10 protein-coding genes are annotated in these 12,616 nt (G+C 67.4%); 4 read left to right on the top strand and 6 right to left on the bottom strand.

The annotated features are described in order from the left end of the window. Positions 1–757 precede the first annotated feature (757 nt). Both GRX31_RS18605 and GRX31_RS18600 read right to left on the bottom strand, forming a co-directional pair. A complete protein-coding gene (locus GRX31_RS18605) occupies positions 758–1,537 on the bottom strand; it encodes a tyrosine-protein phosphatase (protein ID WP_016454230.1) in 780 nt (259 codons plus the stop codon). Positions 1,538–1,755: 218 nt separating this feature from the next. Beyond that, complete coding sequence (locus GRX31_RS18600) at positions 1,756–4,671, bottom strand: DNA topoisomerase III (RefSeq protein WP_016449409.1); 2,916 nt, start codon at positions 4,669–4,671, stop codon at positions 1,756–1,758. Between the two features lie 128 nt (positions 4,672–4,799). Between GRX31_RS18600 and GRX31_RS18595 the strand changes: the two genes are divergently transcribed. The 3 genes from GRX31_RS18595 to GRX31_RS18585 are packed head-to-tail and all read left to right on the top strand — an operon-like array spanning position 4,800 to position 7,043. Beyond that, entirely contained in the window at positions 4,800–5,450 is a 651-nt protein-coding gene (locus tag GRX31_RS18595; protein ID WP_016449408.1) for an SET domain-containing protein, read from the top strand. Beyond that, on the top strand, positions 5,447–6,277 hold the full coding sequence (locus tag GRX31_RS18590) for a biotin--[acetyl-CoA-carboxylase] ligase (RefSeq protein WP_160854157.1): 831 nt from the start codon (positions 5,447–5,449) through the stop codon (positions 6,275–6,277). The genes GRX31_RS18595 and GRX31_RS18590 overlap by 4 nt, the downstream gene beginning before the upstream one ends. A 34-nt stretch (positions 6,278–6,311) precedes the next feature. After that, positions 6,312–7,043: a hypothetical protein gene (locus GRX31_RS18585; RefSeq protein ID WP_046987234.1), complete on the top strand. Its 732-nt coding sequence runs from the start codon at positions 6,312–6,314 to the stop codon at positions 7,041–7,043. Between the two features lie 74 nt (positions 7,044–7,117). Here GRX31_RS18585 and GRX31_RS18580 read toward each other — a convergent pair whose 3' ends face one another. Together GRX31_RS18580 and GRX31_RS18575 are read right to left on the bottom strand one after the other, a co-directional pair. Beyond that, positions 7,118–8,050 (bottom strand): N-formylglutamate amidohydrolase, encoded by a 933-nt coding sequence (locus tag GRX31_RS18580; protein ID WP_017407048.1) that lies wholly within the window; start codon positions 8,048–8,050, stop codon positions 7,118–7,120. Between the two features lie 175 nt (positions 8,051–8,225). Further along, positions 8,226–9,194, bottom strand: coding sequence for a Bug family tripartite tricarboxylate transporter substrate binding protein (locus GRX31_RS18575; protein WP_026062916.1), 969 nt, complete (start codon positions 9,192–9,194; stop codon positions 8,226–8,228). Positions 9,195–9,303: 109 nt separating this feature from the next. Between GRX31_RS18575 and GRX31_RS18570 the strand changes: the two genes are divergently transcribed. Beyond that, positions 9,304–10,284, top strand: a complete 981-nt coding sequence (locus tag GRX31_RS18570) for a LysR substrate-binding domain-containing protein (RefSeq protein WP_016454232.1) — start codon at positions 9,304–9,306, stop codon at positions 10,282–10,284. Here GRX31_RS18570 and GRX31_RS18565 read toward each other — a convergent pair. Beyond that, positions 10,268–11,767, bottom strand: coding sequence for a sensor histidine kinase (locus GRX31_RS18565; RefSeq protein ID WP_016449402.1), 1,500 nt, complete (start codon positions 11,765–11,767; stop codon positions 10,268–10,270). The two genes, GRX31_RS18570 and GRX31_RS18565, sit on opposite strands and share 17 nt — an antisense overlap. 95 nt (positions 11,768–11,862) lie before the next feature. After that, the gene (locus tag GRX31_RS18560; protein WP_012202808.1) at positions 11,863–12,537 is read right to left on the bottom strand and encodes a response regulator; all 675 of its coding nucleotides are present in this window, start codon (positions 12,535–12,537) and stop codon (positions 11,863–11,865) included. Positions 12,538–12,616 lie beyond the last annotated feature (79 nt).

Genomic DNA, 12,616 nt, shown 5'->3' with positions numbered 1-12,616 from the left:
CCCCCAACATCCCCCTCACCCAGGGCACGCTGGGCCCCACGGACCAGCGCGCAGTGCAGGAAGCCACCCCCGCCACGCCCGCCCTGCCCGGCGGCGAAGACGCCCCCGCAGGCACCGGCGTGGTGATCACGCCGATCCAGCCCTGACCCGGCTGGCTGTTGGCTGTTCCCCAGCCTCCGCCTTCTGCCCACGCCTGCGTTGGGCGGGATGCGGGGTGGCAAGCCTGCCGAAGGACAGGCTTGCTTCGTTGTCTAGCTCGCCGTGATGTTTGAGTGAAGCGCGCAGCGCGCAACGAGTTTCACGGCGCACCCCGCATCCCGCACAACGCAGGTCGCCCGCAGCGAAGCGAAGGGTCGTGGGCAGTGGGGCGCGCTTCTTTGCCTACTTTCTTATCGCGCGATAAGAAAGTAGGTCGGCCGCCGGGCCGAAACCCGGCCTCGAAAAACAACCACCCGGCAGGGACAAATCCAGCGAAAGAACCAAAGCACAAAGAGTCACCGCGAAGTCCGCGTATGACTCACATTGGCATCCACAGTCCCAAACACCGTCACCCCACTGCCACTGGACGCCTGGCTCCCCGCAACATCCCCAGGCACCCCGCCCGCACAGCCAGCCAGCCCCACACTCAGGGCCACCAGCACCATCGCGGCCAGCTCACGCATGCCGTATTTCATCGCAATCTCCTTGAACTCCGGCGCAACCGACCGGCACAGCCCATGTTAGCCGCGCCACCCTGCCGCCCCGTGAGCGAAGGTAATCACCCTTCGAGGTAAAGCGCGGCCAGCCGCTCGCGTGCCGCACTGTCGATGCCCAGCGCATCCCGCAGATACCCTTCCATCCCCCCGAAGTCGGCCCGCACCATGTCGGTGGCGGCCGCAAGGTAGGAGGCCTGCACGCGCCACAGCACATCCATCACTTCGGCCGGCATGGGGGCGAAGGTGGTGGCGGGCCGCTGGTAGAGCTGGTTGGTCAGCAGGTAGTCCTGCATCACGGTGTCCTCGTCCACGCCCAGCGCGGTGAGCAGCAAGGCGGCAGCCCAGCCCGTGCGGTCCTTGCCGGCCGTGCAGTGGAAGACCAGCGGATCCTGGCTTTCCAGCAACAGCTGGAACAACTGTGCAAAGCGCGGTGCGTAGGCGTGCACGAAGCTGCGGTAGGTGTCCTGCATCAGCTCCTCGGCATGGGCGGCCGTGAGGTCGTTGCCTGCGGCAATCAGGGCACTGGCGCGCTGCACCACGGTGGGCTCGACGATGAGCGCATGGCGGGCAATGCCCGGCCATTCGTAGGCCAGGTGGGCGCTTTCCATCTTGCCCCGGAAGTCCGCGCTGCGCGCGAGCTTCAGGCCCTGCAGCACGTCCAGGTCCGCTGCGCTGAGGCCAGCCAGGTGGTCTGCACGGAACAGCGTGCGCCAGCGCACGCGCCGGCCATCCAGGCCCGCGTAGCCACCGAGGTCTCGGAAGTTGGAGGCGCCGTCCAGGCGGATGGAGCGCGAGGGCGCCGGGGAGGAAGCAGCGGCGGCAGCTGCTGCCGGGGTGAGCATTTCGGTATCCATGCCCGCTAGATTAGCCCAAGCATGTGTTGCCCCCATGTCAGGCCGGCGACCCGCTGGCGTAGAGCTCAAACACTGCCCTCAAAACTGGCGCGCCCCAAAGCCAGGGACACCGAGGAAGGGCCTAAGCCGGCCGCGCCGCCCCGCACCGAGGGTGTCGTCCCCCTCCCTCGCGGAGCGAGTAAAGAGGGGGAAGGCGCGTAAGCGCCTCAGGGGGTGAGATGTTTCCCCACGATGCCGGCCAGCTCGAACATGTTCACGCTGTCCTTGCCGAAGACTGGCCGCAGCTTGTCATCGGCGCGGATGACGCGCTTGTCCTTGGGGTCCTGCAGGTTCTGGGCCTTGACGTATTCCCACAGCTTCTTGACCACCTCGGTACGCGCCACCGTGCCTTCGCCGATGACGGCGGCCAGGGCCGCGCTGGGCTGCAGCGTGCCGGCAGCCGGCTTGCGCGCAGTCTTGGTGGCCGTCTTTGCCGTGGTCTTGGCCGCGGCCTTCTTGGCAGGTGCCTTCTTGGCCGGCGCGCTCTTGGCGGCCGCCGTCTTGCGCGGCGGGTATTTGCTGTCGCGCTGCTCGAACTCGAAGTTCACCTTGCCGGCCGCGCCATCCCAGACCAGGAAGGCCTTGAAGCTGCGGCGCGTGCGGTTGGAGACGAACTTGTCCAGCAGGTCGGTCTTGCCGGTCTGCAGCAGCTTTTGCATCTGCTCGCGCTCTATGGGCTGCTGCAGGATGATCTGCCCGCTCTTGAAGTCGCAGCTGGGCGTGGCCTGGGCCAGCGTGGGCACGGCCTTGGCGCAGACGTAGTTGCTGCCGTGCTCGAAGACGGGCGCGCCGCACTTGGGGCAGGGGCCCAGCGATTGCTGGCTGGCAAAGTCCACCAGCTCGCCCGTGTCTTCAGAGGCGGCGTCGTCGCCAAAGTCGAACTCGAGCTTGTAGTTGCCGCCTTCCTCATCGCGCACTATGGTGACTTCGGCCACGAAGGGCCAGCCTGCCTTGGAGCGAAAGCCGTCCAGAGGGCCCAGGCGGCGATCGCGCAGCAGTTGCTCGGCCTCGGCCGTCTCGAAGGTGCGGCCTGCAGGCGACTTGGTGAACGAGAAGCCGCAGCCCGCGCCCTGGCCGTCGCTGCCCGTGCAGCCGTAGCGGCGGTAGTTCTCCTTGACCACGCCGCCGCAGTTGGGGCAAGGCGTGGACAGGGTGGCGTAGTCGCCGGGCACGGTGTCTCGGTCGTATTCCTTGGCCTTCTTGACCAGCTTTTCCGTCATGGACTGGATCTGCTGCATGAAGGCATCGCGCGAGAGCTGGCCCTTTTCCATCTGGGCCAGCTTGTATTCCCATTCACCGGTGAGGTCGGCGCGCGAGAGCTCTTCCACGCCCAGGCCGCGCAGCAGCGTCATGAGCTGGAAGGCCTTGGCCGTGGGAATCAGCTCGCGGCCTTCGCGCAGCATGTACTTTTCGGTCAGCAGGCCTTCGATGATGGCCGCGCGCGTGGCAGGCGTGCCCAGGCCCTTTTCCTGCATGGCCTCGCGCAGCTCGTCGTCCTCCACCTGCTTGCCCGCGCTTTCCATGGCGCCCAGCAGCGTGGCTTCGGAGTAGCGCGCGGGCGGCTTGGTCTTGAGGCCCTTGGGATCGACCTGGCCGGCGCGCGGCTGCTCGCCGGGCTGCACCGCGACCAGGGGCTGGCCCTTGTCGCCGTCCTTGCCGCCTTCGACCTCGTTGGCGGCCTCCTTGCCGTAGATGGCCAGCCAACCGGGCTTGACCAGGATCTTGCCTTCGGTCTTGAAGCTGTGCTGCTCGACCTTGCTGATGCGCGTGGTCACCTGGTGCTCGGCACTCGGGAAGAACACGGCCATGAAGCGGCGCACGACGAGGTCATAGAGCTTTTGCTCGGCCTCGGACAGGCCGCTGGGCGCCTGCGTGGTCGGGATGATGGCAAAGTGATCCGACACCTTGCTGTTGTCGAAGATGCGCTTGGTCGGGCGCACATAGTTCTCGTCCAGCGCCTGCTGGGCAAAGGGTGCCAGGTGGCGCATGCCGCTGCCGGCCAGCATGGCGAAGGTCTGGTGCGCCACGGGCACGTAGTCCTCGGGCAGGGCGCGCGAGTCGGTACGCGGGTAGGTCAGGGCCTTGTGGCGCTCGTACAGGCTTTGCGCCAGCGCCAGCGTGGTCTTGGCCGAGAAGCCGAACTTGCCGTTGGCCTCGCGCTGCAGGCTGGTCAGGTCGAACAGCAGCGGGCTGGCCTGGGACGTGGGCTTGGACTCCTCGGTGACCTGGGCTGGCTTGCCGCGCACGGCGTCGGCGATGGCCTGGGCGTCGCGCTGGTTCCAGATGCGGTCGGCGCGGGCTTCCGCATCCTCGCTCTTCTTCCATTGGGGATCGAACCACTTGCCCAGGTACTGGCCGGCCTGCGCGTCGAAGGCGGCATGCACTTCCCAGTAGTCGCGGCTGACGAACTTGCGGATCTTTTCCTCGCGCTCCACCACCAGGGACAGCGTGGGCGTCTGCACGCGGCCCACGGTGGTCAGGAAGAAGCCGCCGTCGCGCGAATTGAAGGCCGTCATGGCGCGCGTGCCGTTGATGCCCACCAGCCAGTCGGCCTCGGAGCGGCTGCGCGCCGCGCTGGCAAGGCCCTGCATCTGGCTGTCGCTGCGCAGGTTCTGGAAGCCGTCGCGGATGGCCTGCGGCGTCATGGACTGCAGCCACAGGCGCTTGACCGGCTTGCCCAGGCCCTTGCCGTCCGGCTTGGCGCCTGCGGCGTACTGCTCGATCAGGCGGAAGATCAGCTCACCCTCGCGGCCCGCGTCGCAGGCGTTGATGAGTTCGGTGACGTCCTTGCGCTTGGCCAGCTTGACCACGGCATTGAGCCGGCTCTTGGTCTTGTCCACGGGCTTGAGGTCGAAATACGGCGGAATCACCGGCAGGTTGGCAAAACTCCATTTGCCGCGCTTGACGTCGAATTCCTCGGGCGCCTGGATTTCCACCAGGTGGCCCACGGCGCTGGTCACGACGTAGTGCTCGCTCTCGAAATATTCATCGTGCTTGTCGAATTTGCCCGCCACCGGAGTCAACGCGCGGACGATGTCCTGCGCGACCGAAGGCTTCTCAGCAATCACCAGGGTCTTTGTCATTGTGTGTACTCGTCATTCCCCGCAGGAGCTGCATGTCGCATGCCTGCGCTTCTACAATCCATGGCTCACGCGTGTACGTACGTGTACGCGCACGCGCATGTGTGCCTATTCAAGTTATCAGAGAAAACATGCCCCGCACAGCTTTGGCCCCTTCCGGCGGCCGCCGTATCCAGACCCGCCGCTCGGGTGTCCATGGCAAGGGCGTCTTCGCCGTGCAGGATCTTGCCGAAGGCGAGGTCCTTGTCGAGTACGTAGGGGAAATCGTCAGCTGGCAGGAAGCCCAGGACAGGCACCCGCACGACCCCAGCCAGCCCAACCATACCTTCTACTTCCACATCGACGAAGACCGCGTGATCGATGCCAACTACGGCGGCAATTCCTCGCGCTGGATCAACCACAGCTGCGCGCCCAACTGCTACACCGACGAGCGCGATGGCCGCATCTTCATCGTCGCACTGCGCAACATCGCCGCCGGCGAGGAGCTGAGCTACGACTACGGCCTGATCATCGACGAACCCTACACCAGGAAGCTGAAGGCCGAGTATCCCTGCTGGTGCGGTGCGGCCACCTGCCGCGGCACGCTGCTGGCGCCCAAGCGCGGCTGGCGCCCGCCCATGCCCGGCGATGCGTTGCCGGCCGGCGCAAAGCCGAAATCGGAAAAGTCTGAAAAGGCAAAGCGGCCCCAAAAACAGCAGGCCCAAGCGCCAAAGCCTTTGGGCAAACCCACCCAAGAGCCGAAGAAGAAATCCGGCACATCCTCGACAAAGGCGGGCGCATGATGGCTTCGTCCCCCATCCACTGGCCTGCGGAGTCGCTGTGGCAGGCCATCGAGCCGCAACTGCCGGGCTTTTCCGTGGAGATCGTGCCCAGCATCGGCTCGACCAACACCGAACTGATGGCACGCGCCCGCGATGGCCGCAACGAACCCGTGCTGCTGGTGACCGAAGTGCAGACCGCCGGCCGGGGCCGGCTGGGCCGCCAGTGGACCAGCGGCGTGGGCGATTCGCTGACCTTCTCGCTGGGCATGCCGCTGGCGCCTGCCGACTGGTCCGGCCTGTCGCTGGCCGTGGGCCTGAGCGTGGCGCAAAGCCTGCAGCCGCAATTGCCCGCCCCGGGCTCGCAGCGCCCGCGCATCGGCCTCAAATGGCCCAACGACCTGTGGATCGACGGCGACCGCAAGCTCGGCGGCATCCTGATCGAGACCGCCAGCTTTGTCGGCAGCGCCGCGCATGAGCCCGGCACGCCGCGCTACGTGGTCGTGGGCATCGGCCTGAATGTGCGCCCCCGCCCCGGCGACGGCATGCGCACGCCGCCGGCCAGCCTGCTGGAGCTGGACGAGCGCCTGGACGCGCCCACCGCCCTGGCCTGCGTGCTGCCGGGACTGGTGTCCGACATCCAGGCCTTTGCCGCCCAGGGCTTTGCGCCGCTGGTGGACCGCTTTGCCCAGCGCGACCTGCTGCGCGGGCGCGCCGTCAATCTCAGCGACGGCGAAAGCGGCATGGCCGAAGGCGTGGGCCGCGATGGCGCGCTGCTGGTGCGCACGGCGGGCGGCGTGCAGGCCATCACCAGCTCGGAAATCAGCGTGCGGCCGGCTGCTGTAGGCTAGAGCAATTGATGCACTAGGCCCGCCGAGAAACGACATGCTGCGAATTGCCTTTCTGCTGCTGGTGCTGGCCAATGCCGGCTACTACCTCTGGAGCCACGGCCAGCTCCAGGCCCTGGGCCTGGCCCCCCCGTCCACGACCGAGCCCGAGCGCCTGTCCCAGCAGGTGCGCCCCGAGGCGCTGAGCCTGCTGAGCGTGGACAACGCATCCACCACGCCCTCACCGGCCGCCGCCCCGTCCACGCCAGCGCCGGCCTCCACCCCGGCAGGCGGCGAGGAGCCCGCCCCTGCACCCAGGCCCGCCCAGGCTGCAGGCCAGCCCACCAGCTGCCTGGTGGCCACGGGCATCGAAGACCGCCATGCCGAGGCGCTGCGCCGCGGCCTCATCGCCCAGGTCGCCAGCGACCAATGGGACCTGAGCAGCACGCACCAGCCGGGCCGCTGGATGGTTTACATGGGCAAGTTCCCCGACGCCGAATTCCTGGAACGCAAGCGCGCCGAACTGCGCGCCCGCAAGATCGATTTCGACCGTGCGGGCGGCGCGCTGGAGCCGGGCCTGTCGCTGGGCCGCTTTTCCACCGAGGAAGCGGCCACGCGCGAGCTGACCAACTTCGCGCGCCAGGGCGTGCGCACGGCCCGCGTGGTGCAGGAGCGCCCCGACATCACGCTCTACACCCTGCGCCTGCCCCAGGCCACGGCCGCACTGCGCAGCCAGGTCGAGGCCATGGGCGGCAAGGCCTTCGAGGGCAAGCCGTTCAAACCCTGCTGAACCCGTTGGGCACGCCATGCGAAAAGGCCCGCGATCACAGGATCGCGGGCCTTTTTCATTTCAGCCGCCGCGGGTCAGAGCGCGCGCGGGTCGGTGGCCATGAGCTGCTCGACCAATACCTTCAGATCGGTGGTCAGGCGCAGGTAGCCGGCCTGGTCCAGTTCCAGGGTCTGCTCGTTCATGTAGAGCTTGCGGTTGATCTCGATCTGGATGCTGTGGCGGTGCTCGGCAGGCTTGCCGTAGCGGCGCACCAGCTCCACGCCCTTGTAGGGATGGTTGTAGTCCACGCTGTAGCCGCGCTCGCGCAGGAAGGCGCAGATGCGCTCGGACAGCGCGGGGCTGGCCGTGCTGCCGTCGCGGTCGCCGATGACGAAGTCGGCATGCACCAGGCCCGGGTGCAGCGTGGCATGGCTGGCGGCGATGGAAGGCATGGAATGGCAGTTGATGTGGATGCTGTAGCCATGGCGCGCATGGGCGGCGTCAATGGCGCGCTCCACGGCGGCGTGGTAGGGCTTCCAGCAGCGCTCGATGCGCTGCAGCAGCTCGGAGGCCGGCAACTGGCGGTCGTAGATGGGCACGCCCTCGTCGGTGAACTTCCAGATCAGGCCCTTGCCCAGGCGGACCTTCTGCAGCACGACCTGGTCGGTGGTGACGGGCAGCGGCCAGTCGCCTTCGATCATGGTGGTGTCGATCTCGGTGGTGTCGCGGTTGGCATCCAGGTAGATGCGCGGGAAATGCGCCTCCACCCAGCCCACGCCCATGCCTGGCGCAAAGGCATAGATCTTCTCCACATGCGTGTCCTCGGCCTGGCGCAGCGTGGCCAGCGGCAGGCAGGAGCCGAAGTCCTGCGGGTAGACCGTGCCGCTGTGCGGCGAGTCCAGCACCACGGCGCTGGTGCCGGCCACGCTGGTCACCATGGGCTGCGCGGCATCGGCCGCGCCGGAGCCTGCCGCGCCGGGCAGGGATTGCAGGAAGTTCTGACTGATCAGTCGCAGGACGGGATGCATGAGGAAGTGGTCTATCTCGGTTACGCATTGCACCGCTGCGCTGCGGCCAGCCCGCCATGAAACTGGCGCGTCCCAGGCCAGGGACGCCGAGCAAGGGCCGCCCCGCAGCGAGGGCGTCGTCCCCCTCCCGCGAAGCGAGAGAGGGGGAAGGCGCGAAGCGCCTCAGGGGGAGCCTTTAATCCAGCTGGATCTGGGCCGTGGCGGCAATCTTCTTCATCTTGGCCACTTCGCTGGCGATCTGCTTGGTGAAAGCATCGCTGCTGGTGCCGGAGATGTACAGGCCCTGGGCAGCCATGCGCTTTTGCACGGCCGGGTCCTTGAGCGCGGCCGCGATGGCCTTTTGCACGCGGGCGATCTGCTCGGGCGGCGTGCTCTTGGGGGCCACGAGGCCGAACCAGGAAGGATCGTTCAGGTCGGCGTGGCCGGCTTCGGCATAGGTCTGCACATCGGGCAGCACGTCCAGGCGCTCATGCCAGGACACGGCCAGGGCCTTGACCTTGCCGCCCTTGATGTGGGGCAGCGAGGACGCGACCTGGTCGAAATACACGGGCACCTGGCCGCCGAGCACGTCGTTGATGGCCGGGCCTGCACCACGGTAGGGAATGTGCTGCATCTCGGTGCCCGTGCTCTTCATGAACTGGGCGCCCCACATGTGGCCGATGGTGCCGTTGCCGGGCGTGGCGAAGCTGACCTTGCCGGGGTTGGCCTTCAGGTACTTCACGAACTCGGCAAAGTTGTTGGCAGGCACCAGCTTGGGGTTGATCACGATCACGCCGGGCGCCTTGACGATCTCGGTCACGCCGACGAAGTCGTTGATGGCGTCATAGGGCAGCTTCTTGAACACGGCGGGGTTCACGCCATGGGTGGACAGCGTGGCGATGCCGAAGGTCACGCCGTCGGTGGCACGTGCCACTTCGGCCATGCCGATGGAGCCGCCGGCGCCGGCCTTGTTCTCGATCACCACCGCCTGGCCGCCCAGCAACTTGGGCAGCACGTCCTGCATGTTGCGCGGGACCATGTCGGTGGAGCCACCAGCAGGGAACGGAACGACGATGCGCAGGGGACGGGTGGTTTCCTGGGCGAAGGACATTCCAGGAACGACAGAAGAAGCGGCGATGGAAGCAAGGAAATGGCGTCGTTGCATAGGATCTTTCTTACAAACAAGGTCAGATTAAAAGAAATCTGCTCACAAAAAAAGCAAATACTGTGCCTGTTAATATTCCGAACAGGAATGGTTTCATCATATCCCTGTCATGAGTTTGCGCCGCCTCAACCCGCCCATACATCTGCTGCGCGCCTTCTCCACCGTGGTGCGCTTCGGAGGTGTCTCGCGCGCGGCCGAAGCCTTGCACTTGACGCAAAGCGCAGTCAGCAAGCAGATCCAGGAGCTGGAGAAGTGGGTGGGCGTGCCGCTGTTCGAACGCGAGCGCAAGCGCTTGAGCCTGACGCCTGCGGGCGAACGCTACGAGCGCGCCGTGCGCGCCCTGCTGGGCCAGCTGGAGGCGGCCACCCTCGAACTCATCACCAGCGATGACAGCCGAGGCGCGCTGCACCTGTCATCGCTGCCGACTTTCGCGGCCAAGTGGCTGATCCCCAGGCTGCCCCAGTTTCAGCAGCGCTATCCACAGATCACGCTGCACTTTGTACCCTACGTACACAGCTACCAATTTGACAGTCCGGGTCTGGACTGCGCGATTTTGTTCGGGGACGGGCATTGGAGCGGCGCGCACGCCCACTATCTGGTGGGCCGCCAGGTGGCGCTGATCGCACCGCCACATGGCACGGGCCCCGAGGCGCGCATCACCACGCCCCAGGACGTGGCGCGCTGCACGCGGCTGCGCCACGTGACCATTGCCGACGCCTGGGCGCGCTGGAGCGAGGCCCACGGCATCCACGGCATCAGCCCGCTGGCGGGCCCGCAGTTCGACCAGTTCCAGACCATCATCCGCGCCGTGATGGCGGGCATGGGCATCGCACTGGTGCCACGCTGCCTGGTGCTCGACGAGCTTGCCGCCGGCCTGGTGAACGAGCCCCTGCCCCAGCACGGCTACCAGAGCGCCCTGGGCTACTGGCTGTGCTATCCGGCCGACCGTGCCAACCATGGCACGCTGGGCATCTTCCGCAACTGGTTGGTGGACCATGCGGCGCAGACACCGGGACGGGTGGCGATGGCCCCTGTAGCCCCCGATGCCCCTGCGGCAGCCGGTCAGGCGCCACCTATGCCGCAGGCTTAGGCGGCGGCGGCGAGCGCAGTGCCGTGAAGCGCACGCTGAAGCGTGCGCCCGGTGGCTGCTGGCCCGGATGCGCATCCTCCAGCACCACCTGCCCGCCATGCTGGCGCGCAATCTCCAGCACGATGGGCAGGCCCAGGCCCGAGCCATCGGCCTCCGAGCCCAGCACGCGGTAGAACGGCTGGAACACCAGCTCGCGCTCGGCCTCGGGCACGCCCGGCCCCGAATCCTCCACCTGCAGCAGCAGGACCTGACCAAAAGGATCGGCCAGCACACGCACGGTGACCATGCCCGGCCGGCTGCTGGTGGAAGGCGTGTAGTTGATGGCGTTGTCCACGAGGTTGCGCACCAGCTCGGTCAGCAGCGTGGCGTTGCCCTGCAGCCAGACGCCGGCGGCCGAGGACTCGGCGCCGTCATAGCCCAGGTCCACATGCTTGTCCATGGCACGCGGCAGGCAGTCGCGCACCACGTCGGTGACGATGCGCACCAGGTTGCACGGCTGCATGGCCAGGCCGCGCCCCAGGCCCGCGCTCTCGGCACGCGCCAGCGCCAGCAACTGGTTGACGGTGTGCGTGGCACGGATGCTGGAGCGCGCGATCTGGGCCAGGGACTGCCGCAGCTCGCCCGTACTCACGCCTTCGCGCTGGGCCAGTTCGGCCTGCATGCGCAGCCCGGCCAGCGGCGTCTTGAGCTGGTGGGCCGCGTCGGCCAGGAAGCGCTTTTGCGTGGCCAGCGAGTCGCCCAGGCGGCCCAGCAGGTCATTGACCGAATCCACCAGCGGCACGACTTCCAGCGGCACGTCCTTGTGGTTGATGGGCGAAAGGTCCTCGGGCCGGCGCGCGCGGATGCGCTCCTCCAGCCGGTGCAGCGGCTTGATGCCGCGCGCCAGCGCCAGCCACACCAGCAGCGCGGCCAGCGGCAGGATGACGAACTGCGGCAGCATCACGCCCTTGATGATTTCCGTGGCCAGCACGCTGCGCTTTTCGCGCGTCTCGGCCACCTGGACCAGGGCCTGCGGTTCGCCCGGCAGGGGCATGCGCACCCAGACATGGGCCACGCGCAGATCGATGCCGCGAAATTCCGCATCGCGCAGCTGCACGGTGCCGCCGGACGGCAAGCCTGGAGGCGCCGCGCCAGTCAGAGCCTCGTCGGGCTCGGGCGGCGGCGGCAGGTCGCGCTCGCCGGCCAGGTATTCGCCCTTCACGCCCAGCACCTGGAAATACACGGTGTCCGACTCGTCGGCACGCAGGATCTCGCTGGCCGACTGCGGCAGGTTGAACAGCACCTTGCCGTGCTGCACCATCACCAGTTGGGCCAGCGCCTGGGCGTTGTATTCCAGCGCGCGGTCGAAGGGTTTGTTGGCCAGGCCCTGGGCCACCAGCCAGGTCAGCGCCAGGCTCACGGGCCACAGCAGCAGCAGCGGCGTGAGCATCCAGTCAAGGATCTCGCCGAACAGGGAGCGCTGTTCACGCTGGAAGATTTTCATCGGCGGGCAGCCCCTTACGGCGGGTTCACGGCCCCGCGGCAACCACCACTATGCGCAGGCAAGCCAACCCGGGCCTGACAGCCACGGCAGCGGCCTCAGGACGCGATCTTCTCAAGGCAGTAGCCCAGGCCGCGCACGGTGGCGATGCGGATGGGGCCGCGCTCTATCTTCTTGCGCAGCCGGTGGATGTAGACCTCGATGGCGTTGTTGCTGACTTCGTCGCCCCACTCGCACAGGCGCTCGACCAACTGGTCCTTGCTGACCAGCCGACCGGCCCGCTGCAGCAGCACTTCCAGCAGGCCCAGCTCGCGCGCCGACAGCTCGACCATCTTGCCGTCGATGGTTGCCACGCGGCCGGCCTGGTCGTAGACCAGCGGGCCGTGCTTGATGGTGCTGCTGGCGCCGCCCATGCCGCGCCGCGTGAGGGCGCGCACGCGCGCCTCCAGCTCGGACAGCGCAAACGGCTTGGCCATGTAGTCGTCGGCGCCGTAGTCCAGCCCCTGCACGCGCTCTTCCACGCTGTCGGCCGCCGTGAGGATGAGCACCGGCAGCGCATCGCCGCGGCCGCGCAGCTTCTTGAGCACTTCGAGCCCGTGCATCTTGGGCAGGCCCAGGTCCAGGATCAGCAAATCGAATTCGCTGCTGGTCATCAGCGCGGTGTCGGCCTCGCTGCCATTGGCCACATGGCTGACCACGGCGCCCGAGCCGCGCAGGCTGCGCAGCAGGCCATCGGCCAGGACCTGGTCGTCTTCGGCAATCAGAATGCGCATGGGGGATGTCTCCTGTAATGCAAGCGCGCTCTGGGAGTTGGAAATGCGCGCCTTTAATTCCCAGGATTCTAGGATGCGC

This window comes from Delftia sp. CH05 (genome assembly GCF_009827015.1).
GTDB lineage: Bacteria > Pseudomonadota > Gammaproteobacteria > Burkholderiales > Burkholderiaceae_C > Comamonas > Comamonas tsuruhatensis.
This window is presented reverse-complemented; position numbering and strand designations above follow the sequence as displayed.